This window comes from Streptomyces sp. NPDC057307 (assembly GCF_042667665.1).
GTDB lineage: Bacteria > Actinomycetota > Actinomycetes > Streptomycetales > Streptomycetaceae > Streptomyces.
The window spans coordinates 1-22,715 of the sequence record NZ_JBHUZM010000085.1 but is presented as its reverse complement, the minus strand read 5'-3'; the positions used below and the strand labels follow the sequence as shown (position 1 = coordinate 22,715).

Below are 22,715 nucleotides of genomic sequence, written 5' to 3'. Positions count from 1 at the left end.
GCCGATCCGGGAATCGGAGAATTCATCCGAGCTGTGACCGTAAATTTCGTTCCGCCACTGGACGTTTACCCGTCAACGACGCTATACATCGGATGACCGAAGAGGTCCGATGTTCTTCTCAGGGGGCGTGCAGTGAGCCAGACCGTCACAGAGTTCGGGGTATCCGACATCCGCTTCCCCACCTCGGAACAGCTCGACGGCTCGGACGCCATGAACCCGGACCCCGACTACTCCGCGGCGTACGTCGTCCTGGGCACCGACGCGGGCGCCGAGGGCCACGGATTCTGCTTCACCATAGGCCGGGGCAACGACGTACTCGCCGCCGCCATCGAGGCCCTGCGCCCGTACGTGGTCGGCCGCCCGGCACCACGCACCGCGGCCGATCTCGCCGCGCTCCACCTCGACTTGACCCATGACTCGCAACTGCGCTGGCTCGGCCCGGAGAAGGGCGTCATGCACATGGCCGCGGGCGCGGTCATCAACGCGGCCTGGGACCTCGCGGCCAAGGCCGCGGGCCTGCCCGTCTGGGAGTTCCTGGCCGGTATGACGCCCGAGGAGCTGGTCTCCCTCGTCGACTTCCGCTATCTCACCGACGCCCTCACCCCGGCCGAGGCGCTGGACATCCTGCGCGCCGCCGAACCCGGCCGCGCGGAGCGCGCCGCCCGGCTGCGCGCCGAGGGCTACCCCGCGTACACCACGTCGCCCGGCTGGCTCGGCTACTCCGACACCAAGCTGGTCACCCTCGCCGAACAGGCCGTCGCCGACGGCTTCGAGCAGATCAAGCTCAAGGTGGGCGGCGACCTGGAGGACGACGTACGGCGGATGAAACTGGCCCGCGCGGCGGTCGGCCCCGACATCCGGATCGCCGTCGACGCCAACCAGCGCTGGGACGTGGCCGAGGCGATCCGCTGGATGACCGCGCTGGCCCCGCACGAGCCGCACTGGATCGAGGAGCCCACCAGCCCCGACGACATCCTCGGCCACGCCGCCGTCCGGGCCGGCCAGCCGGTCAAGGTCGCCACCGGCGAACACGTCGCCAACCGGGTTGTGTTCAAGCAGCTGCTCCAGGCCGAGGCCGTCGACTTCGTCCAGATCGACGCGGCACGCGTCGCCGGGGTCAACGAGAACCTGGCGATCCTGCTCCTCGCCGCCAAGTACGGCAAACCGGTCTGCCCGCACGCCGGCGGAGTCGGCCTGTGCGAACTGGTCCAACATCTGGCGATGTTCGACTACGTTGCCGTCTCGGGCACCTTGGAGGACCGCGTGATCGAGTACGTCGACCACCTCCACGAGCACTTCACCGACCCCGTGGTGATCGACTCGGGCCGGTACACCGCGCCGGGCGCCCCGGGCTTCTCCGCGCGGATGCGCCCGGAGTCGATCGCCGCCCACCGCTACCCCGAAGGGCCCGTCTGGCAGGCCCGCCGCACCACCGAGGAGATCAACTCATGACAGCGGCCCAGGACACAGGAGACTTCGCGGGCCTGAGCGCCCTCGTCACCGGCGGTGCCTCCGGCATCGGCGCGGCCGTCGCGACCCTGCTGCTCGCGCGCGGCGCGCGCGTCGCCGTACTCGACCGCGACATCGCCTCGGCCCCCGAGGGCACCCTGGCGCTCAAGGCCGACGTGACCGACGACGCCGCCGTCCGCGCGGCGGTCGACGCGGCGGCCGCCGAGTTCGGCGCCCTGCACACCGTCGTCTCCAACGCCGGGATCGGCGCCATCGGCACCGTCGCGGACAACGACGACGCCGAATGGCTGCGCGTCCTCGACATCAACGTCCTCGGCATGGTCCGCACCGCGCGCCACGCCCTGCCCCATCTGCGGCGTGCCGCCGCCGACCGGCCCGGCAGCGTCTCGATCACCCACACCTGCTCCATCGCCGCCACGGCGGGGCTGCCGCAGCGCGCCCTGTACAGCGCCAGCAAGGGCGCGGTGCAGTCGCTGACCCTCGCGATGGCCGCGGACCACGTCCGCGAAGGCATCCGCGTCAACTGCGTCAACCCCGGAACCGCGGACACCCCCTGGGTCGGCCGCCTGCTCGACCAGGCCCCCGACCCGGCGGCCGAACGCGCCGCCCTCGAAGCGCGCCAGCCCACGGGACGGCTGGTCGGCGCGGACGAGGTCGCCGCGGCGGTCGCCTATCTCGCCAGCCCCTCCGCAGCCGCCGTCACGGGCACGGCACTCGCGGTAGACGGAGGAATGCAGGGCCTTCGCCTGCGTCCCGCCACCCCCTGAGCCTGTGAGCCTGAGCCGACACTCACCCAAGGACGGACAATCCATGCTGCGACACCCTGTGGGGCGATCCCCACGCACCGCACTGCGTACGAGCGCCGCGGCCTGCGCCGCGCTGCTCGCCGTCACGGCCCTCGCGGGCTGCAACCGTGACTCGGAGAGCGGGGACGCCGAAGGCGGCGGCAAGGTCGGCATCGACCTGCCGCGCAGTGACAGCGACTTCTGGAACTCCTACCAGCAGTACATCGAGTCCGGCATCAAGGACGAGGGGGTCGACGCGCTGCCGCTGACCAACTCGCAGAACGACATCGGCAAGGTCGTCTCCAACGTCCAGGCGTTCACCGACCAGGGCGCCAAGGCCGTGGTCATGGCCCCGCAGGACACCGGCGCGATAGCCGAGACGCTGGCCGACCTGAACGAGAAGAAGATCCCCGTCGTCAGCGTGGACACCCGCCCCGACAAGGGCGACATCTACATGGTCGTGCGGGCCGACAACCGCGCGTACGGCGAGAAGGCCTGCGACTACCTCGGCGAGCAGCTGGGCGGCAAGGGCAAGGTCGCCGAGTTCCAGGGCGACCTCGCCTCCATCAACGGCCGCGACCGTTCGGAGGCGTTCAAGAGCTGCATGGACGAGAAGTTCCCGGACATCCAGGTGTTCGAGCTGGCCACCGAGTGGAAGGGCGAGGTGGCGTCCGCCAAGCTCCAGTCCACCCTCGCCGCGCACCCGGACCTCAACGGCATCTACATGCAGGCCGGCGGCGTCTTCCTGCAGCCCACGCTCGCCCTCCTGGAGCAGAAGAAGCTCCTCAAGGCACCGGGGGAGAAGGGCCACATCACGATCATCTCCAACGACGGCATCCCGGAGGAGCTGGACGCGATCCGCGAGGGCAAGATCGACGCCACGATCTCGCAGCCGGCCGACCTGTACGCCAAGTACGCGCTGTACTACGCGAAGGAGGCGCTGGCCGGTAAGACCCCGAAGGTGGGTCCGACCGACCACGACTCCAACATCATCAAGATCCCCAACGGCTACGAGGACCAGTTGCCCGCGCCCCTGGTGACCAAGGAGAACGTGGACGACAAGGCGCTGTGGGCCAACCAGCTGGAGAAGAAGAGCTAGTCATGGACCACCAGGCACCTGCGGCAGGAGCGCCGGCAGCGGCGGCCCCCGCCGTCCACGCGGAGGGCATCGTCAAGCGCTTCGGTCCCACCGTGGCGCTCGACGGTGTCCGGCTGACCGTCGCGCCCGGCGAGTCCCACGCACTCGTCGGGCGCAACGGCGCCGGCAAGTCCACCCTCGTCAGCGTCCTCACCGGACTGCACGAGGCCGACGCGGGCAAGGTGAGCTTCGGCGGCGAGCCGGCGCCCGCCTTCGGCGACATCTCGGCCTGGCAGTCCAAGGTCGCCTGCGTCTACCAGAAGTCGATGGTCGTGCCCGACCTGACCGTCGCCGAGAATCTGTTCCTCAACAACTACGGCCTGGACAAGGGCCGTTCCGGGGCCGGCGGCCGCCTCATCAGCTGGCGCCGGCTCCGGACCCGGGCCGAGGAACTGCTCGCCGAGTACGGCGTCAGCGTCGACCCGAACGCCAGGGCCAAGGATCTCGCCGTGGAGCAGCGGCAGTTCGTGGAGATCGCGCGCGCCCTGTCGTTCGGCGCCCGGCTGATCATTCTGGACGAGCCCACGGCCCAGCTCGACGCCCGCGGCATCGACAGCCTCTTCGAGAAGCTCCGGGACCTCCAGAGCCAGGGGGTGGCGTTCCTCTTCATCTCGCACCACCTCCAGGAGGTGTACGAGCTGTGCAGCACGGTCACCGTCTACCGCGACGCCCGCCATGTGCTGACCGCGCCGGTCGCCGAGCTGTCCAAGGCGGACCTCGTGACGGCCATGACGGGTGACGCGGCAAGCTCGGCCGCGGCCTGGCACGCCGCGAACGCGGTGCAGCCGGACCGGACGGTGGAGCCCGTACTGACCACCGAGGGGCTCACCCTGGAGGGCGAGTTCGAACCGCTCGACCTCGAAGTGCGCCCCGGCGAGGTCCTCGGCATCGCCGGGGCCGCGGCCAGCGGCAACACCGCGCTGGGCGAGACCCTGGCCGGCATGCGGAAGGCGACGGCGGGCCGGATCGCGGTACGCGACCGTACGGTGCGACCGGGCAGCGTCCCGCACTCGCTGGACGCCGGCATCGGCTACATCCCCGAGGACCGGCACCTCCAGGGACTCGTACTGAACCGCAGCGTCGCCGAGAACGCCACGCTCACGGTCGCCGACCAGCTCGGCCCGTGGGGGACGGTACTGCCCTCCCGTACCAGGGAGTTCGCCCGGTCCATGATCGCCTCGCTGGACATCAAGACGACGGGCCCCGAGCAGCCGGTCTCCGGCCTCTCCGGCGGCAATCAGCAGAAGGTCGTCGTCGCCAGGGCACTGGCCCGCGCGCCCAGCGTGCTGGTGGCCCTGCGCCCCACGGCGGGCGTCGACGTCAAGTCGAAGGACTCGCTGCTCGGCGTCGTGCGCCGGGTGGCCGACGAAGGAAACGCGGCCGTGATCATCTCGGACGAGCTGGATGATCTGCGGGTCTGTGACCGCGTACTGGCCCTGTTCCACGGGCGAGTGGTGGCAACGTTCGGGAGCGGGTGGACCGACCGGGAACTGGTCGCCGCCATGGAAGGTGTGGGGGAGAGCTGATGACCGAGACGATACGACCTCCGGTGCTCGACAAGGAGCGCGACGACGACCATCCGCTGAGCCGGCTGAAGCTCATCAGGTGGAGCGACTTCTCGCTCGTGCCGGTGATCCTCGTACTGATGGTGATCGGCTTCATCGTCTCGCCGGTCTTCCTCACCTCCAACAACCTGATCAGCGTCGTCCAGCAGTCGTCCGAACTGAGCCTGCTGGTCCTCGGCCAGGCGCTGATCCTGATCTGCGGCCGGATGGACCTGTCGCTGGAGTCGACCATCGGCATCGCTCCGGTGATCGCCATGTGGATGGTGCTGCCGGAGGAGGGCGGCCGGTTCGCCGGTCTCGGGGTGCTGCCCGAGTGGTCGGCCATCCCGGTGTGTCTGCTGGTCGGTCTGATCGTCGGGGTGATCAACGGCTTCCTGATCCTGAAGCTGCGCGTCAACGGGTTCATCGCGACGCTCGGCATGCTCACCATGCTGCGCGGTCTCCAGATCGGCATCACCGAGGGCAAGTCGATCACCGATGTCCCGGAGTCCTTCCGCTACCTCGGCAAGACCGACTGGCTGGGGGCGCCGGCCGCCGTCTGGATCTGTCTGGCGCTGTTCGCCGTCGGCGGCGCGTCGCTCGCCTGGCTGCGGCACGGGCGCTCGCTGTACGCCATCGGCGGCAACCCGGAGGCGGCGCGCGCCGCCGGTATCCGGGTCGACCGGATCACCTGGATCGTGCTGGCCATCGGCGGCGTCCTCGCGGCCTTCGCCGGCGTCCTCTACACCGGCCACTACGGCTCCGTCGCCGCCACCCAGGGCAACGGCTGGATCTTCCAGGTCTTCGCCGCGGCGGTGATCGGCGGCATCAGCCTCAAGGGCGGGCGCGGCACGCTCTTCGGCGCGCTGACCGGTGTGCTGACGCTCCAGCTGGTGGTGAACGTGATGACGCTGGGCGGGGTGCCCGCGCTCTGGAACCAGTTCCTGAACGGCGCGATCATCATCGTCGCGCTGGTCATCTCGCGGTTCGCCAGCGGCGAGAAGCAGGACTGACGACCCCACGCACCACCAGCACGGACAACGGGCCTCCCGGGACGCGTTCAGCTCCCTGGAGGCCCGTTCCTCGTGTCCGTGGCCGGTCAGAGCGTCGAACGCAGCCACTGCTCCACACTCGCGACATGCACCGTCGCCCACGACCTGGCCGCCTCCGCGTCCCGGTCGCGCAGCGCGGCCAGGATCGCCCGGTGCTCGTGCAGGGTGCGGCTGACCGCGTCCTCCTGGGTCAGCCCGCGCCAGACCCGGGCCCGGGTGGTCGGCCCCGACAGCCCGTCGAGGAGTGAGCAGAGGACCGAGTTGCCGGATCCCTGCACGATGCCCCGGTGGAACTCCAGGTCCGAGGCGACCAGCTGCTCCACCGAGGGATCCTCCCCGAGCGCGTCCAACTGCTCGCCCAGCACGTCCAGTTCGGAGTCCTTGATCCGGGAGGCGGCCATCGCCGTCGCGGCCGGCTCCAGGATCCGCCGTACCGCGAGGAACTCCAGCACCGTGTCGTCGCGGTGGAAGTCGACGACGAAACTCAGCGCTTCGAGGAGCAGTTGCGGATCGAGACTGGTGACGTACGTGCCGTCGCCCTGCCGTACGTCCAGAATGCGGATCAGCGACAGGGCGCGTACCGCCTCACGCAGCGAGTTGCGCGACAGGCCCAGTTCGGCGGCGAGCTCGCTCTCCTTGGGAAGGCGGTCCCCCGGGCGCAGCGCGCCCGAGACGATCATTCCCTTGATCTTCTCGATGGCCTCGTCGGTGACAGCCATGGGCGACCTCCATACATCCGATGTATCGGCCTCCATTATGCGTCTCCGCGCGCGCCCGGCGCCCCGTTCCACCGGAGTTCTCCGAGATCGGCGACGCCAGGGGCGGTCCGTCCGTCCCCGGCGCCGTATCGGAACTTGATTCGAGGCGTGAACACGGCCGGTCGTCCGTGGCGTCAGCCGTGCCGCTTGGTCAGCAGCTCCTCGACCCGGGCCCGGATCGCGTCCGTGGCGAGCCCCCGGATCGTCAGCGTCGTACGGCGCCGCAGCACGTCGTCCGCGGTCTCCGCCCACTCGTGGTCGCGCGCGTACACGACCTGCGCCCAGATCTCCGGGGCGTCCGGGTGGATCCGCTCGCCCAGCTCCGGCCGCTCGTACGCCAGGCGGGCGATGTCGAACGCCAACGACCCGTAGTGCCGGGCCAGATGGTGGGCGGTGTCGCGGGCCATGCCGTCGCCGTGCGCGCCGCCGTCGATCAGCAGCCGGTGCTCCACCGCGTGCGGATTGGCGATGCCCGGCAGCGGCAGCATCTTCGGCAGCCGCGACGTGGGCTCGATGTCGGAGCCGAGCGGCCGGCCCGGCAGGGTCTCCAGCTTGTCCAGCACCGTACGGCCGATATGGCGGAACGTCGTCCACTTGCCGCCCGCCACCGACAGCATGCCGCCGCTGCCCTCGGTGACGACCGTCTCCCGCTTGGCGGTGGACGTGTCACCGGGACCGCCGGGCAGCACCCGCAGACCGGCGAACGAGTAGGTGATCAGGTCACGCGAGAGCTGCTGGTCCCGCACGGAGAGCGACGCCTCGTCGAGGATCTGGTGGATGTCGGCGTCGTTGACCGCCACATCCGCCGGGTCGCCCTCGTACACCTCGTCCGTCGTGCCGAGCAGCAGCATGTCCTCCCAGGGGAGGGCGAAGGTGATGCGGTACTTGTCGATCGGCGTCGCGAGCGCCGCGTTCCACGGGGCGGTGCGCTTCAGTACGAGGTGCGCGCCCTTGGAGAGCCGGATGGAGGGCTCGCACCTCGGGTCCTCCAGCTTGCGCAGATGGTCGACCCAGGGGCCGGTGGCGTTCAGTACGAGCCGGGCGTCGACCCCGAACTCCGTACCGTCCATACCGTCCTTGAGGTCGGCGCCCGTCACCCGCCCGCCGGTGAACCGCAGTCCGGTCACCTCGGCGTGGTTGAGGACGGCCGCGCCCGACTCGACGGCCGCGCGGACCGTCATGACGGCCATCCGCGCGTCGTTCATCTGGTCGTCGCCGTACACGGCCACGGCCCGCAGATTGTCCGTCCGCAGCTCGGGCACCGCGCGCCGCGCCTTGGCCGGGCTCAGCAGATGCCCGACGCCGTCGCCGAAGGCGGACAGCGCCGAGTACGCGAAGACACCGGCGCCCAGCTTGGCCGCGCTGTGCGGCCCGTTCTTGTAGACGGGCAGATAGAAGGTGAGCGGGTTCGCCAGATGCGGCGCCACGCGGCGGGAGACCGCGCGGCGCTCGAAGTGGTTCTCGGCGACCAGCTTCACCTCACCGGTCTGCAGATAGCGCAGACCGCCGTGGAGCAGTTTGGAGGAGGCGGAGGAGGTGGCGCCCGCGAAGTCGCCACCGTCCACCAGGGCCACCCGCAGTCCCGACTGGGAGGCGTGCCAGGCGGTGGAGATGCCCAGGATGCCGCCACCGATGACCAGCAGGTCGTAGGTGGCGCGGGACAGCTGCTCCCGGGTCTCGGCACGGCTCGGGAGGGAGCCGCTGGCCGGATGCGTGCCCAGGGCGGGACCGCTGTGAAGGGTGGTCATGGTGTCTCCTTGCTCGGACGAAACGCTCGGGTCAGCTCTCGTCGTCGTCGTCCACCCAGGCCTTGGTGCGGTCCACGGCCTTGAGCCAGTTCTTGTACTCGCGCTCGCGCTTCGCCGCGTCCATGTCCGGTGTCCACTCGGCGGCCCGGCGCCAGTTGGCCCGCAGGGCGTCGGTGTCGGGCCAGAAGCCGACCGCGAGTCCGGCGGCGTAGGCGGCGCCCAGACAGGTGGTCTCGGCGACCATCGGCCGTACGACGGGGGCGTCCAGGACGTTGGAGAGCGTCTGCATCAGCAGGTTGTTGGCGGTCATGCCGCCGTCGACCTTGAGGGACGTCAGCTCCACCTTGGAGTCCTTGGTCATCGCGTCGCTGATCTCGCGGGTCTGCCAGGCCGTGGCCTCCAGCACCGCGCGGGCGATGTGCGCCTTGGTGACATAGCCGGTGAGACCGGCGATCACGCCGCGGGCGGCCGAGTCCCAGTGGGGTGCGAACAGCCCGGAGAAGGCCGGGACGAAGTACGCGCCGCCGTTGTCCTCCACCGAGGAGGCCAGTGTCTCGATCTCGGGCGCGGTCTTGATCAGCCCCATCTGGTCGCGCATCCACTGCACGAGGGCGCCGGTGACGGCGATGGAGCCCTCCAGCGCGTACACCGCGGGCTGGTCGCCGATGCGGTAACCGACCGTGGTCAGCAGCCCGTTGTAGGAGTTGATGGGCTTGTGGGCGGTGTTCATCAGCATGAACGTGCCGGTGCCGTACGTCGACTTGGCCTCACCCTCGGCGAAGCAGCACTGGCCGAACAGGGCCGCCTGCTGGTCACCGAGAGCCGAGGCGACCGGGATCCCGTCCAGCGGGCCGCCCTTGGCCGCCCCGTACACCTCGGACGAGGAGCGGATCTCCGGCAGCATGGCCATCGGGACGCCGATCGAGTTGCAGATCTTCGGGTCCCACTGGAGCGTGTCGAGGCGCATCAGCATCGTGCGGGAGGCGTTGGTGACGTCGGTGACGTGCACGCCGCCGTCGACGCCGCCGGTCAGATTCCAGATGACCCAGGAATCCATGGTGCCGAAGAGGATGTCGCCGCTCTCCGCGCGCTCGCGCAGGCCGTCGACGTTGTCCAGCAGCCAGCGGGCCTTCGGTCCGGCGAAGTAGGTCGCCAGCGGCAGTCCGGTGTCCCGGCGGAACCGGTCCTGGCCCACGTTGCGGCCCAGTTCCTTCACGAGCCCGCTGGTGCGGGTGTCCTGCCAGACGATGGCGTTGTGGACGGGCTCACCCGTCTTCTTGTCCCAGAGCATGGTGGTCTCGCGCTGGTTGGTGATCCCGATCGCCAGCACGTCGGCCTTGGTGATGCCGGCCTTCTCGATGGCGTTCGCCACGACTTCCTGGACGTTGGTCCAGATCTCCTTGGCGTCGTGTTCGACCCAGCCCGGCTTGGGGAAGATCTGCTGGTGCTCCTTCTGGTCGACGGCGACGATGCGCCCGTCGACGTCGAAGACGATGCAACGGCTGGACGTCGTGCCCTGGTCGATGGCCGCGATGAACGGTCCCGTTCCGTGGGAGGAAGTCCCGGTGCTCTGTGCGTCACTCACGGTGTCTGCTCCTGCTCGGTGCGGAGGGCGGAGGAAAGCGGGGGCCGGAGGCTTACTTGAAGGCCCAGTTGTAGAGACCGGCCGCGGCCGCGCCGCCGATCAGCGGGGCGACGACGGGGACCCAGGCGTACGTCCAGTCGGAGCCGCCCTTGTTGGGCAGGGGCAGCAGCTGGTGGACGATCCGGGGGCCGAGGTCACGCGCCGGGTTGATGGCGTACCCGGTGGGGCCACCGAGCGAGAAACCGATGCCGGCGACGACCAGTGCGGTGATCAGCACGCCGAGGATGCCCAGGCCGTTGCCCGCGTCGTTCAGTCCCTGGGTGAGGATCGCGATCACCAGGACGAAGGTGGCGATGATCTCGGTGAGCACGTTCTGCACGTAGTGCCGGATCTCCGGGCCCGTCGAGAAGATACCGAGGACCGGACCGGCCTTCGGCGCCGTCTTCTGGTCGACCAGGCCCTCGACCGACGGCTGCTGCGCGAGGATCTCCGGGTCGGTCAGATGGGCCTTGAACTGCCCCATGTACGACACCCAGACGAGGAACGCGCCGATGATGGCGCCGAGCATCTGGCTGGCCCAGTAGAGGGGGAGGTCGCCCCACTTGGTCGTGCCCGAGATCGCCAGACCGAGGGTGACCGCGGGGTTCAGGTGCGCGCCGGAGACGCCCGACGCGAGGTAGGCGCCGGTGAGCACGGCGAAGCCCCACCCGAAGCTGATGGCGACCCAGCCCGCCCCGTGCGATTTCGAGCGCTTGAGGACGACGCCCGCGACCACGCCACCACCGAGCAGCAGCAGCAGGGCGGTACCCACGGTCTCGCCGATGAAGATGTCGAAGTGAGACACCCGAAGACTCCTTCGTCCAGGGGAAGGCGGACCGGCGGCTCGCACCGGCGGTCCGCGCCCTCAGGTGAGGGCATTGCCGGCCCTTGGCGTTGTCGTGCACAAAGGATGACCTGTCGATCAGTGTTCGACAATGCCGACCGTTGAACGGCAGTGTCATCCCGTGCGAGAGGCGTCGTCAAGGGCTCCGTAGCCGGAACCTTGTTCTTCTCAGATCATCGGCCATGCGGCTCAGAACCGCCCGGCGCCGACATCCCTGGACACCGAACGGGCACATTCGCGCACCGCCGTGATCAGCTCCGGTCGGACCTCGCCGTCCTCGCACAGCCGTTCCACCGCACCGGTGAGAGCGATGGCTCCCACCGGCATTCGCCGCCTGTCGTGGATCGGCGCGGCCACCGCGGCCACCCCGTCCCAGGTCTCCTCGACGTCCGTCGCCCACCCCCGGGCCCTGGTCAGTTCGAGAATCACCTCGAATTGCTCCAGATCGGTGACGGTGCGCGCGGTGAGCTGCTCGCGGGTGCCTCTGACGGCCTCACCACGGGCCACCGGGTCGTACGCCGCGAGCACCTTCCCCAAAGCTGTGGAGTGCAACGGCTGCATCGCGCCCACCTCGAGGACCTGCCGGCTGTCGTCGGGTCGGAAGACGTGGTGCACGATCAGCACGCCCTCCAGGTGCAGCACCCCCAGATGGACGCTCTCGCCGCTGGACCGCGCCAGATCGTCCGTCCACACCAGGGCGCGGGACCGCAGCTCATGGACGTCCAGATAGCTGTTGCCGAGCCGCAGCAGCTCCGCCCCCAGCTGATAGCGGCCGGAGGCCGCGTCCTGCTCCACGAAGCCCTCCTCCTGGAGGGTGCGCAGAATGCCGTGCGCCGTGCCCTTGGCCAGACCGAGCGAGGAGGAGATGTCGGACAGACCGAGCCTGCGCTCGCCGCCCGCGAGAAGCCGCAGCACCGCCGCCGCGCGCTGGAGCGACTGGATACTCTTCGCCATCGGCCGGACCTCCGTTACACAGTCGTTCGACAATGCTGAACAATATCGGCCCATGCCGACTCGCCGTTACGGGCGACCAATTCCTCCCGGCCGCAGGGGGCGCGGAAGTCCGCCCCGTGAAACACAACGCCGTGCGGAGCCGGGCACCGCTACCCTGGCCGGGTGCCCCTTCCACCGGAAGGCGCAAAGCCGACAGCCGTCGCAGCCCCGGGAGTATTTTCATGGCCCCGTCCTCCAGCATTTCCGCCGACAGCCGGACCCGAATCGAAGCGCTGCGCGAGGCGCTCGCCACCCGTGTGGTGGTGGCCGACGGGGCGATGGGCACGATGCTCCAGGCGCAGGACCCGACCATGGAGGACTTCCAGGACCTGGAAGGCTGCAACGAGATCCTCAATGTGACCCGCCCGGACATCGTGCGCTCGGTCCATGAGGAGTACTTCGCGGTCGGTGTCGACTGCGTGGAGACCAACACCTTCGGTACGAACTTCGCGGCGCTGGCCGAGTACGACATTCCCGAGCGCGTCTTCGAACTGTCGGAGGCGGGAGCGCGTATCGCCCGCGAGGTCGCGGACGAGTTCACGACCTCGACGGGGCAGCAGCGGTGGGTGCTGGGCTCGATGGGGCCGGGCACGAAGCTGCCGACGCTCGGGCACGTGGACTACGTGACGCTGCGCGACGCCTATCAGCGCAACGCCGAGGGCATGATCGCCGGGGGCGCGGACGCGCTGCTGGTGGAGACGACACAGGACCTCCTGCAGACGAAGGCCGCGATCCTCGGCGCCCGCCGGGCTCTCGAAGCCACGGGCACCAAGCTGCCGATCATCTGCTCGGTGACCGTCGAGACGACCGGCACGATGCTGCTGGGATCGGAGATCGGCGCGGCACTGACGGCGCTGGAGCCGTTGGGGATCGACATGATCGGGCTGAACTGCGCCACGGGCCCGGCGGAGATGAGCGAGCACCTGCGCTATCTGGCCCGGCACTCCCGTATCCCCATCTCCTGCATGCCGAACGCCGGGCTGCCCGTCCTCGGCAAGGACGGGGCGCACTATCCGCTGTCCGCCGGTGAACTCGCCGACGCGCAGGAGAGCTTCGTACGCGACTACGGACTGTCGCTGGTCGGCGGCTGCTGCGGTACGACTCCGGAGCATCTGCGCCAGGTGGTGGAGCGGGTGCGGGGCGCGGCCGTGACGGAGCGGGCGCCGCAGCCCGAGCCGGGGGCCGCGTCGTTGTACCAGAGCGTGCCGTTCCGCCAGGACACGTCGTATCTGGCGATCGGCGAGCGCACCAACGCCAACGGGTCGAAGAAGTTCCGCGAGGCCATGCTGGAAGGCCGCTGGGACGACTGCGTCGAGATGGCGCGCGGCCAGATCCGCGAGGGCGCGCATCTGCTCGACCTGTGTGTCGACTACGTCGGCCGGGACGGTGTCGCCGACATGGCGGAGCTGGCCGGCCGGTTCGCCACCGCCTCCACCCTCCCCATCGTGCTGGACTCGACCGAACTCCCCGTCCTGCGCGCCGGGTTGGAGAAGCTGGGCGGGCGCGCCGTCATCAACTCCGTCAACTACGAGGACGGCGACGGCCCGGAGTCGCGCTTCACGAAGGTGACCGAGCTGGCCGTGGAGCACGGCGCGGCGCTGATCGCGCTCACCATCGACGAGGAGGGCCAGGCCCGTACCCCCGAGCACAAGGTCGCCATCGCCGAGCGGCTGATCGCGGACCTGACGGGCAACTGGGGTGTGCACGAGTCGGACATCCTCATCGACACCCTGACCTTCACCATCTGCACGGGCCAGGAGGAGTCGCGCAAGGACGGGATCGCGACGATCGAGGCGATCCGGCAGCTGAAGCGGCGCCACCCCGACGTACAGACCACACTCGGTCTGTCGAACATCTCCTTCGGCCTCAACCCGGCCGCGCGCATCGTCCTCAACTCGGTGTTCCTGGACGAGTGCGTGAAGGCCGGACTCGACTCCGCGATCGTGCACGCTTCGAAGATCCTGCCGATCGCCCGGCTGGACGAGGAGCAGGTCAAGACCGCACTCGACCTGATCTACGACCGGCGCGCGGAAGGCTACGACCCCCTCCAGAAGCTGATGGAGCTGTTCGAGGGCGTCAACACCAAGTCGATGAAGGACGGCCGCGCCGAGGAGTTGCTGGCGCTGCCGCTGGACGAGCGCCTTGAGCGGCGCATCATCGACGGGGAGAAGAAGGGCCTGGAGGACGACCTCACCGCGGCCCTGGAGACCCGCCCCGCGCTGGCGATCGTCAACGACACCCTGCTGAACGGCATGAAGGTCGTCGGAGAGCTGTTCGGCTCCGGTCAGATGCAGCTGCCGTTCGTGCTCCAGTCGGCCGAGGTGATGAAGACGGCGGTGGCGTTCCTGGAGCCGCACATGGAGAAGACGGACGACGACGGCAAGGGCACCATCGTCCTGGCCACCGTGCGCGGCGATGTCCACGACATCGGCAAGAACCTCGTCGACATCATCCTCTCCAACAACGGCTACACCGTGGTCAACCTCGGCATCAAGCAGCCCGTCTCCGCGATCCTCGAAGCCGCCGAGGAGCACCGGGCGGATGTGATCGGGATGTCGGGGCTGCTGGTGAAGTCGACGGTGATCATGAAGGAGAACCTCCAGGAGCTGAACCAGCGCAAGATGGCCGCCGACTTCCCCGTCATCCTCGGCGGCGCGGCCCTCACCCGCGCCTATGTGGAGCAGGACCTCCACGAGATCTACGAGGGCGAGGTCCGCTACGCGCGCGACGCGTTCGAGGGGCTGCGGCTGATGGACGCGCTGATCGGTATCAAGCGCGGCGTCCCCGGAGCCGTACTGCCGGAGCTGAAGCAGCGCCGGGTCAAGCCCGCCGCCACGGCCGTCGTCGAGGAGCGCCCCGAGGAGGGCGCGGCCCGCTCCGACGTGTCGGTCACCAACCCCGTTCCGGAGCCGCCGTTCTGGGGCACCCGCGTGATCAAGGGCATCCAGCTCAAGGAGTACGCGTCGTGGCTGGACGAGGGCGCGCTGTTCAAGGGGCAGTGGGGGCTGAAGGAGGCCCGCAAGGGCGGGCCGACGTACGAGGAGCTGGTGGAGTCGGAGGGCCGGCCGCATCTGCGGGGCTGGCTGGAGAAGCTCCAGACCCAGAACCTCCTGGAGGCCGCCGTGGTCTACGGCTACTTCCCCTGTGTCTCCAAGGGCGACGATCTGATCCTGCTCGGTGAGGACGGCTCGGAGCGGACCCGCTTCACCTTCCCCCGCCAGCGCCGGGGCCGGCGGCTCTGCCTGGCGGACTTCTTCCGCCCCGAGGAGTCCGGCGAGACCGACGTCGTCGGCCTGCAGGTCGTCACGGTCGGATCGAAGATCGGCGGCGCGACCGCCGAACTCTTCGAGAAGAACGCCTATCGCGACTACCTCGAACTCCACGGCCTCTCCGTCCAGCTCGCCGAAGCCCTCGCCGAGTACTGGCACGCCCGTGTCCGCTCCGAACTCGGCTTCGCGGGCGAGGACCCGTCCGAGGTCGAGGACATGTTCGCCCTGAAGTACCGGGGCGCGCGTTTCTCGCTCGGTTACGGCGCCTGCCCCAACCTGGAGGACCGCGCGAAGATCGCCGACCTCCTGGAGCCCGGCCGGATCGGTGTCGAACTCTCCGAGGAGTTCCAGCTCCACCCCGAGCAGTCCACCGACGCCATCGTCATCCACCACCCGGAGGCGAAGTACTTCAACGCCCGATAAGGCGCTGACCGCGCGCTTCGCGTGGACGAGTCGTACACTGGTCGGTCCAGTGCAGGCCGGTTTCCGGACCCGACGGGATTTCCCGTCGGACCAGGCGACCGGCCTTCTCGTCCCTCTCGGAGGTGTGCCGGATGACCAGTACGGTTCCCGCGTCCATGACCCGTACGGCCGAAGGATCAGCCCTTCAGGCCGTTCTGCTCGACATGGACGGCACCCTGGTCGACACCGAGGGCTTCTGGTGGGACACGGAGGTCGCGGTCTTCAAGGACCTCGGCCACGCCCTGGACGACGCCTGGCGCGACGTGGTCGTCGGCGGGCCGATGACCAGGAGCGCCGGGTATCTCATCGAGGCCACCGGCGCCGACATCACCCTCGCCGAGCTGACCGTGCTGCTCAACGACCGCTTCGAGGAGCGCATCGGCGCCGATGTGCCGCTGATGCCGGGAGCCGCCAGGCTCCTCGCCGAGCTGGCCCGCCACGGCGTTCCCACGGCCCTGGTCTCCGCCTCCCACCGGCGCATCATCGACCGCGTGCTGGAGTCCGTCGGACGCCACCACTTCGGCCTCACCGTGGCCGGCGACGAGGTGCTGAACACCAAGCCCCACCCCGACCCGTATCTGCTGGCCGCGAGCGGACTGAGCGCCGCCCCGTCCAGATGCGCCGTCATCGAGGACACGGCGACCGGTGTCGCGTCCGCCGAGGCCGCGGGCTGCCGGGTGGTGGCCGTACCGTCCGTCGCGCCCATCGCCGCCGCGGCGGGACGGGTCGTCGTGAACTCCCTCGAAGAGGTCGACCTGGTATTCCTGCGTGGTCTGATGACACACAAGCACTGACCTGTATACAGAGCGTGGCCCCTGAAATTATCGAAAGTCGGGCGGCCTTTGCGGTAAGCGCTTGCCGAGTCGGTTCGTTGATCATTTCGACCGTGATCGTGACGGTCGGCGGTAAATGCGCGTGACCTTTGTCACTCTCCGTACTGTCGCCGAGGGTGACCGCGCCCGTTCCGCACCCCCGGCCCGCCCGTACGCCGCGCCGAAACGGGCGCCCATGTGTCCACATTTATGGCTCGATGTGCGAATCATTCCGGCGGGTCGATACCGCTTCACCGGAATTGCTGAACACTTTGCGATTACGCCCGGAGTGGGCCCGGTTCATAAGATCAGCACCCGCCGACTAACCTCATCGCGAGAACTTCGCCACACGTTCGCCGCCTCAACGGTGTGTTCCGACGGTCAATCACGTCGCGAAATTCTCAACCACCGTTGTATCGCAGGGTGTTCGGATGAGGGAGTACGTCCAGGATGAAGCGCAAGAGTCTCGTGCTGCCCGTGGTGGCCGGTCTGCTCGCCCCGGTGCTCGTCGCCTGCGGCGGCTCGGACGGCTCCTCCGGCAGCGGTGACGCCATCGTCGTGGGCACGACGGACCAGTTCACCGCCACCAAGGAGTCGCCGGCGCCCTTCGACCCGGCGTTCGCGTACGACACCGGCTCCTGGAACATCCTGCGCCAGTCCCTGCAGACCCTGATGCACATCCCGCGCGGCGGCGGCGCCCCGGTCCCCGAGGCCGCCTCCAACTGCCGGTTCTCCGACAACCAGAACCAGAGCTACCGCTGCGAGCTGCGCGACGGGCTGAAATTCCCCGGCGGCGCCGACATCACCTCCGAGGACGTCAAGTTCTCCATCGAGCGGGTGATCGACATCAACTCCGAAGCCGGCGCGGTGGGCCTGCTCGCGAACATCGACACGATCGAGACGCCCAGCGACACCGAGGTCATCTTCCACCTCAAGACCCCCGACGCGACGTTCCCGCACAAGCTCTCGACGCCCATCGCCGGCATCGTCGACCCCAAGTCGTACGACGGCAAGAAGCTCCGCGACGGCTTCGACGTGAACGGCTCGGGGCCGTACAACTTCAAGGCCGAGGTGAAGGACGACCGGATCGTCAAGGCCGTCTTCACCAAGAACGACTCGTACAAGGGCGACCTCAAGCTCCGCAACACCAAGGTCGAGCTGCGCTCCTACCCCGACGCGGCCGCCATGGGCAAGGCCCTCGACTCCGGCGAGATCGACGTCATGGCCCGCACCATGTCGCCCGATCAGATCGAGGAGATGTCCGCGAGGCCCAAGGACAGCGTCGAACTCACCGAGATGCCGGGACTGGAGATCCGCTATCTCGGCTTCGACACCGACGAGCCCGTGGTGAAGGAGAAGGCCGTACGCCAGGCCGTCGCCTCCCTCGTGGACCGCGGCCAGATCGCCTCCGAGGTGTACGGCTCCACCGCCGAACCGCTCTACTCGCTCATCCCGGCGACCGTCACGGCCCACACCAACTCGTTCTTCAACAAATACGGTGAGCCCAACCGGGCCGAGGCCGAGAAGCTCCTCGACGACGCCGGCGTCGAGACACCCGTGAAGTTCACCCTGAACTACACCACCGACCACTACGGCGAGGCCACGGCCAAGGAGTTCGAGACGCTCCAGAAGCAGCTCAACTCCAGCGGCCTCTTCCAGGTCGACACCAAGGGCACCGAGTGGTCGAAGTTCCGGCCCGCCCAGACACGCGGCGAATACGCCGTCTACGGCATGGGCTGGTTCCCCGACTTCCCCGACCCGGACAGCTTCATCGCGCCGTTCCTCGACAAGGACAACTTCCTCAACGCCCCGTACGCGAACAAGAAGATCATCGAAGAGCTGATCCCCGAGTCACGCAGCGAGGCCGAGCGCAGCGCCGCCGCCAAGGCGTTCACGGACACACAGAACCTCGTCGCCGAGGACGTGCCGCTGCTGCCGCTCTGGCAGGGCAAGCAGTACGCGGCCGCCGCCGACGACATCTCCGGCATGGAGTGGGCGCTCAACCCCTCCGGTGAACTGCTGTTCTGGGAGCTGGGCACCGGCAGCGCCGTCTGACCCACCCCGCACAACCCGATACGAGAAAGGTCCCCGGCATCGAGATGATGCCGGGGACCTCTCCCGTACAGACAAACCGCCGGACCGGGCCGGCCTACTGCGCGCCGGGACGCACCAGACCGCTCTCGTATGCGTACACGGCCGCCTGCACACGGTCGCGCAGACTCAGCTTCGTGAGCACATGACCCACATGCGTCTTGACCGTGGTCTCACTGACGAAGAGATCCGCCGCGATCTCCGCGTTCGACAGACCGCGCGCCACCAGCTTGAGCACCTCGACCTCGCGCTCCGTCAGCGTGTGCAGCGTGTCCGGCACCTGCTCGTCACCCGACGGCAGATGATCCGCGTACTTGTCCAGGAGCCTGCGGGTGATACTCGGCGCCAGCATCGCCTCACCGGCGGCCACCACCCGGATCGCCTGCACCAGCTCGTTCGCGGGCGCGTCCTTCAGCAGAAAGCCACTGGCCCCCGCGCGCAGCGCCTCCACCACGTACTCGTCCAGATCGAAGGTGGTCAGCACCAGCACCTTCGCCGGACCGTCCTTGCCGGGACCGGTGATCTGACGGGTCGCCTCGACCCCGTCCATCCGCGGCATACGGATGTCCATCAGCACGACATCGGGCTGAAGCGCCCGGACCTGGTCGATGGCCTGGAGGCCGTCCCCGGCCTCGCCGACGACCGCGATGTCCTGCTCCGCCTCCAGGATCATCCGGAAGCCGGTACGCAGCAGTGGCTGGTCATCGACCAGTAGGACGCGGATCGCCACGGGAACTCCTTCGATGGGACTGATCCCGGTCCATTCTGCCTTGAGCGTCCCGCCACGACAGCGGCGGGCACGCACCGCCGCCGCTAAACCCCCTGAGCGGGCTCCACGGAAACGACCGCCTCCGCGCCGGGAAGCGGCTCGGTGCCCCGCGCCGGCGGCACCGGCAGCGGATACACCGGCGGGGTCCCGCCGAACTCTGGACACACCGCCTGGTGGTCGCACCAGCCGCACAGCTTCGTCGGCCGGGGCCGCCAGTCACCCGTCTCCGTGGCCTGCCTGATCGCGTCCCACAGCGCCAGCAGTTTGCGCTCGATCCGCTCCAGATCGGACTCCACCGGGTCGTACGTCACCACGTCACCGCTGCCCAGATACACCAGCTGCAGCCGCCGCGGCACCACCCGCTTCAGCCGCCAGATCACCAGGGCGTAGAACTTCATCTGGAACAGCGCGCCCTCCGCGTACTCCGGCCGCGGCGCCTTGCCCGTCTTGTAGTCGACGATCCGCACCTCGCCCGACGGCGCCACGTCCACCCGGTCGATCACCCCGCGCAGCCGCAGCCCCGACTCCAGCTCCGTCTCCACGAACAACTCACGCTCGGCAGGCTCCAGACGCGTCGGATCCTCCAGCGAGAACCACCGCTCGACCAGCCCCTCCGCCTCCGACAGCCAGCGCGTCAGCCGCTCACCGCCCCCGTCCCCCGCGAACAGCTCACCCAGCTCCGGCCTCGACTCCAACAACCGGTCCCACTGCCCGGGAACCATCGACCTCGCCCGCGGCGCCGTACGCTCGACAGCGGGGTCGTCGAACAGCCTCTCCAGCACCGCGTGCACCAGCGTCCCGCGCGTCGCCGCCTCGCTCGGCTTCTCCGGCAGCTTGTCGATCACCCGGAACCGGTACAGCAGAGGGCACTGCATGAAGTCGCTCGCACGCGACGGTGACAGCGAAGTGGGCTGCTGACTCGTACTCATGACGCAGACCCTACGGCCCGCCACTGACAGCGAGCGGAATACCATCGACGCAAGACCCTCGCACACAGCATCATCGAGCGAGCGACGGCGCCGCAACGAAGGGAAGACGTGAAAAAGGACGACGAGAGCGGCGAGAGCAGGAGGCCGCGGTCCGGTCCTGAGGACGCGCCCCCCGGCGGCAAGCGGAAGCGGCCCGAAGACCCCGGCGGCGGGATTCTGATGGGCCGTCCCTTCGGCGTGCCCGTCTACGTCGCCCCCAGCTGGTTCCTGGTCGCCGCCCTCATCACCTGGGTCTTCGGCGGCCAGCTCGACCGCGTACTGCCCGAACTCGGCGGATTCCGCTACCTCGTCGCGCTCTTCTTCGCCGTCGCCTTCTACGCCTCCGTACTCGTCCACGAACTGGCCCACACGGTCGTCGCGCTGCACTACAAACTCCCGGTGCGCCGTATCCAGCTCCAGTTCTTCGGCGGCGTCTCCGAGATCGAGAAGGAGTCCGAGACCCCGGGCCGCGAATTCATGCTCGCCTTCGTCGGCCCCCTCCTCTCCCTCGTCCTCGCCGGCTTCTTCTACCTCACGATGGCCGCCGTCGAGCCCGGCACCGTCCCCGGCGTCCTGCTCGCCGGACTGATGATCTCCAACCTCATCGTCGCCGCCTTCAACTTCCTGCCCGGCCTGCCGCTGGACGGCGGCCGGATGCTGCGCGCCGTCGTCTGGAAGATCACCGGCAAACCCATGGCCGGCACCGTCGCCGCCGCCTGGGTCGGCCGGGCACTCGCCGTCGCCGTCCTCATCGGACTGCCGCTGCTCACCCACACCGGCGCCCTCGGCAACTCCACCCAGGACATCGGCGGCTTGGAGACCGTCACCGACGCGCTCCTCGCCGCCATCCTCGCCGCGATCATCTGGACCGGCGCCGGCAACAGCCTCCGCATGGCCCGACTGCGCGAACACCTGCCCGACCTGCGCGCCCGCGCCCTCACCCGCCGCGCCGTCCCCGTCGAATCCGCCACCCCCCTCTCCGAGGCACTGCGCCGCGCCAACGAGGCCGGAGCCCGCGCGCTCGTCGTCGTCGACGGACAGGGCGAACCCACCGCCCTCGTCCGAGAGGCCGCCATCGTCGGCGTCCCCACCCACCGCCGCCCCTGGGTCGCCGTGAGCGGCCTCGCCCACGACCTCACCGACGGCATGAAGGTCCCCGCCGAACTCGCCGGAGAAGCCCTCCTCGACCGCCTCAGGGCCAACCCCGCCACCGAGTACCTGGTCGTCGAGGAGACCGGCGAGATCTACGGAGTCCTGTCCACCGCCGACGTCGAACGGGCCTTCGTCGCCGCCATGGCCAGGCCCGACGCCAAATGAGACGGGCCCAAGCCAGGTGAGGGACCCTCAAATGGAGCAGGTAGTCTGACCGCATGTCCGAACCGACCGGTGCCGCCCGTCGTCGCGGCCCCTTCAAGGTCGGGGACCAGGTCCAGCTCACCGACCCCAAGGGACGCCACTACACCTTCACGCTCGAAGCCGGGAAGAATTTCCACACCCACAAGGGTTCCTTCCCGCACGACGAGCTGATCGGTGCTCCCGAGGGCAGTGTTGTCCGCACCACGGGAAACGTCGCCTACCTCGCGCTGCGCCCCCTGCTCCCCGACTACGTCCTGTCCATGCCCCGCGGCGCCGCCGTGGTCTACCCCAAGGACGCGGGCCAGATCCTGGCCTTCGCCGACATCTTCCCCGGCGCCCGCATCGTCGAAGCCGGAGTGGGATCGGGCTCGCTCAGCAGCTTCCTGCTGCGCGCCATCGGCGATCAGGGCATGCTGCACTCCTACGAGCGCCGGCAGGACTTCGCCGACATCGCCCAGCAGAACGTGGAGCGCTACTTCGGCGGTCCGCACCCCGCCTGGCAGCTCACCGTCGGCGACCTCCAGGACCATCTCAGCGACACCGAGGTCGACCGGGTCATCCTCGACATGCTCGCGCCGTGGGAGTGCGTCGAACCGGTGTCGAAGGCCCTCGTACCCGGCGGCATCCTCTGCGCGTACGTCGCCACCACCACCCAGCTCGCCCGCACCGTCGAGACGATCCGGGAGCACGGCTCGTTCAACGAGCCCGCCGCCTGGGAGTCGATGGTCCGCAACTGGCACGTCGAGGGACTCGCCGTACGCCCGGACCACCGCATGATCGGCCACACCGGCTTCCTGATCACCGCCCGGCGCCTCGCCGACGGCGTCGAGCCGCCCCTGCGCCGCCGCCGCCCCTCCAAGGGCGCCTACGGCGACGACTACTCCGGCCCCAACGCCGACGGCGGCACCCCGCGCTGACCCGCCGCCCCACCCCGTACGCCGCCGCCCTGCTGCTGACCGCCGCCACCGCCACCGCCGTAACCGCCCTGAGCACCGCGACCGGTGGTCTTGGTGACCTTGGCCGTGGCGGTCT

At 69.3% G+C, this 22,715-nt stretch carries 17 protein-coding genes; 10 read left to right on the top strand and 7 right to left on the bottom strand.

Annotated elements, in window-relative coordinates:
* Positions 1 to 132 precede the first annotated feature (132 nt).
* From ACFUN8_RS25075 to ACFUN8_RS25055, 5 genes are read left to right on the top strand one after another with little or no spacing between them, the layout of a single operon-like run.
* The gene (locus ACFUN8_RS25075; protein ID WP_383641694.1) at positions 133 to 1,452 is read left to right on the top strand and encodes an enolase C-terminal domain-like protein; all 1,320 of its coding nucleotides are present in this window, start codon (positions 133 to 135) and stop codon (positions 1,450 to 1,452) included.
* On the top strand, positions 1,449 to 2,237 hold the full coding sequence (locus ACFUN8_RS25070; protein ID WP_383641691.1) for an SDR family NAD(P)-dependent oxidoreductase: 789 nt from the start codon (positions 1,449 to 1,451) through the stop codon (positions 2,235 to 2,237). Before ACFUN8_RS25075 ends, ACFUN8_RS25070 begins: the two co-directional genes overlap by 4 nt.
* Positions 2,238 to 2,280: 43 nt before the next feature.
* Positions 2,281 to 3,354, top strand: coding sequence for a sugar ABC transporter substrate-binding protein (locus tag ACFUN8_RS25065; protein ID WP_383641689.1), 1,074 nt, complete (start codon positions 2,281 to 2,283; stop codon positions 3,352 to 3,354).
* Positions 3,355 to 3,356: 2 nt separating this feature from the next.
* Positions 3,357 to 4,919 (top strand): sugar ABC transporter ATP-binding protein, encoded by a 1,563-nt coding sequence (locus ACFUN8_RS25060; protein WP_383641687.1) that lies wholly within the window; start codon positions 3,357 to 3,359, stop codon positions 4,917 to 4,919.
* Positions 4,919 to 5,950 (top strand): ABC transporter permease, encoded by a 1,032-nt coding sequence (locus ACFUN8_RS25055; RefSeq protein ID WP_383641684.1) that lies wholly within the window; start codon positions 4,919 to 4,921, stop codon positions 5,948 to 5,950. Before ACFUN8_RS25060 ends, ACFUN8_RS25055 begins: the two co-directional genes overlap by 1 nt.
* Positions 5,951 to 6,036: 86 nt before the next feature.
* Here ACFUN8_RS25055 and ACFUN8_RS25050 read toward each other — a convergent pair whose 3' ends face one another.
* The 5 genes from ACFUN8_RS25050 to ACFUN8_RS25030 form a co-directional block, all read right to left on the bottom strand.
* On the bottom strand, positions 6,037 to 6,708 hold the full coding sequence (locus tag ACFUN8_RS25050) for a FadR/GntR family transcriptional regulator (protein ID WP_383641681.1): 672 nt from the start codon (positions 6,706 to 6,708) through the stop codon (positions 6,037 to 6,039).
* Positions 6,709 to 6,881: 173 nt separating this feature from the next.
* Positions 6,882 to 8,495 (bottom strand): FAD-dependent oxidoreductase, encoded by a 1,614-nt coding sequence (locus ACFUN8_RS25045; protein ID WP_383641678.1) that lies wholly within the window; start codon positions 8,493 to 8,495, stop codon positions 6,882 to 6,884.
* Between the two features lie 31 nt (positions 8,496 to 8,526).
* On the bottom strand, positions 8,527 to 10,080 hold the full coding sequence (gene glpK, locus ACFUN8_RS25040; protein WP_383641675.1) for a glycerol kinase GlpK: 1,554 nt from the start codon (positions 10,078 to 10,080) through the stop codon (positions 8,527 to 8,529).
* A gap of 52 nt (positions 10,081 to 10,132) precedes the next feature.
* Positions 10,133 to 10,924 (bottom strand): MIP/aquaporin family protein, encoded by a 792-nt coding sequence (locus ACFUN8_RS25035; RefSeq protein ID WP_383641672.1) that lies wholly within the window; start codon positions 10,922 to 10,924, stop codon positions 10,133 to 10,135.
* Positions 10,925 to 11,152: 228 nt separating this feature from the next.
* A complete protein-coding gene (locus tag ACFUN8_RS25030) occupies positions 11,153 to 11,917 on the bottom strand; it encodes an IclR family transcriptional regulator (protein ID WP_383641669.1) in 765 nt (254 codons plus the stop codon).
* 221 nt (positions 11,918 to 12,138) lie between these two features.
* Here ACFUN8_RS25030 and metH point away from each other — a divergent pair, with 221 nt between their 5' ends.
* From metH to ACFUN8_RS25015, 3 genes are all read left to right on the top strand, one after another.
* On the top strand, positions 12,139 to 15,648 hold the full coding sequence (metH, locus tag ACFUN8_RS25025; protein WP_383641666.1) for a methionine synthase: 3,510 nt from the start codon (positions 12,139 to 12,141) through the stop codon (positions 15,646 to 15,648).
* A gap of 131 nt (positions 15,649 to 15,779) precedes the next feature.
* Positions 15,780 to 16,481 carry an HAD family hydrolase gene (locus ACFUN8_RS25020; protein WP_383641664.1) on the top strand — a complete coding sequence of 234 codons (702 nt, stop codon included), beginning with the start codon at positions 15,780 to 15,782 and terminating at the stop codon, positions 16,479 to 16,481.
* A gap of 468 nt (positions 16,482 to 16,949) precedes the next feature.
* Complete coding sequence (locus ACFUN8_RS25015; protein WP_383641661.1) at positions 16,950 to 18,554, top strand: ABC transporter substrate-binding protein; 1,605 nt, start codon at positions 16,950 to 16,952, stop codon at positions 18,552 to 18,554.
* Between the two features lie 94 nt (positions 18,555 to 18,648).
* Here ACFUN8_RS25015 and ACFUN8_RS25010 read toward each other — a convergent pair whose 3' ends face one another.
* Positions 18,649 to 19,320, bottom strand: a complete 672-nt coding sequence (locus tag ACFUN8_RS25010) for a response regulator transcription factor (RefSeq protein ID WP_023542799.1) — start codon at positions 19,318 to 19,320, stop codon at positions 18,649 to 18,651.
* Between the two features lie 83 nt (positions 19,321 to 19,403).
* Positions 19,404 to 20,288, bottom strand: coding sequence for a RecB family exonuclease (locus ACFUN8_RS25005; RefSeq protein ID WP_383641656.1), 885 nt, complete (start codon positions 20,286 to 20,288; stop codon positions 19,404 to 19,406).
* A gap of 108 nt (positions 20,289 to 20,396) precedes the next feature.
* Here ACFUN8_RS25005 and ACFUN8_RS25000 point away from each other — a divergent pair, with 108 nt between their 5' ends.
* Both ACFUN8_RS25000 and ACFUN8_RS24995 read left to right on the top strand, forming a co-directional pair.
* A complete protein-coding gene (locus tag ACFUN8_RS25000; RefSeq protein ID WP_383641654.1) occupies positions 20,397 to 21,644 on the top strand; it encodes a site-2 protease family protein in 1,248 nt (415 codons plus the stop codon).
* A 53-nt stretch (positions 21,645 to 21,697) separates the two neighbouring features.
* Positions 21,698 to 22,600, top strand: a complete 903-nt coding sequence (locus ACFUN8_RS24995; RefSeq protein ID WP_383641651.1) for a tRNA (adenine-N1)-methyltransferase — start codon at positions 21,698 to 21,700, stop codon at positions 22,598 to 22,600.
* The last annotated feature ends 115 nt before the right edge of the window (positions 22,601 to 22,715 follow it).

Bases quoted from the DNA above. Each gene is read 5' to 3' on its own strand.
- ACFUN8_RS25060 (WP_383641687.1), top strand. From the start codon at position 3,357: ATGGACCACCAGGCACCTGCGGCAGGAGCGCCGGCAGCGGCGGCCCCC.
- ACFUN8_RS25015 (WP_383641661.1), top strand. From the start codon at position 16,950: ATGAAGCGCAAGAGTCTCGTGCTGCCCGTGGTGGCCGGTCTGCTCGCC.
- ACFUN8_RS25055 (WP_383641684.1), top strand. From the start codon at position 4,919: ATGACCGAGACGATACGACCTCCGGTGCTCGACAAGGAGCGCGACGAC.
- ACFUN8_RS24995 (WP_383641651.1), top strand. From the start codon at position 21,698: ATGTCCGAACCGACCGGTGCCGCCCGTCGTCGCGGCCCCTTCAAGGTC.
- ACFUN8_RS25045 (WP_383641678.1), bottom strand. From the start codon at position 8,495: ATGACCACCCTTCACAGCGGTCCCGCCCTGGGCACGCATCCGGCCAGC.
- ACFUN8_RS25050 (WP_383641681.1), bottom strand. From the start codon at position 6,708: ATGGCTGTCACCGACGAGGCCATCGAGAAGATCAAGGGAATGATCGTC.
- ACFUN8_RS25005 (WP_383641656.1), bottom strand. From the start codon at position 20,288: ATGAGTACGAGTCAGCAGCCCACTTCGCTGTCACCGTCGCGTGCGAGC.
- ACFUN8_RS25070 (WP_383641691.1), top strand. From the start codon at position 1,449: ATGACAGCGGCCCAGGACACAGGAGACTTCGCGGGCCTGAGCGCCCTC.
- metH (WP_383641666.1), top strand. From the start codon at position 12,139: ATGGCCCCGTCCTCCAGCATTTCCGCCGACAGCCGGACCCGAATCGAA.
- ACFUN8_RS25065 (WP_383641689.1), top strand. From the start codon at position 2,281: ATGCTGCGACACCCTGTGGGGCGATCCCCACGCACCGCACTGCGTACG.
- ACFUN8_RS25020 (WP_383641664.1), top strand. From the start codon at position 15,780: ATGACCAGTACGGTTCCCGCGTCCATGACCCGTACGGCCGAAGGATCA.
- ACFUN8_RS25030 (WP_383641669.1), bottom strand. From the start codon at position 11,917: ATGGCGAAGAGTATCCAGTCGCTCCAGCGCGCGGCGGCGGTGCTGCGG.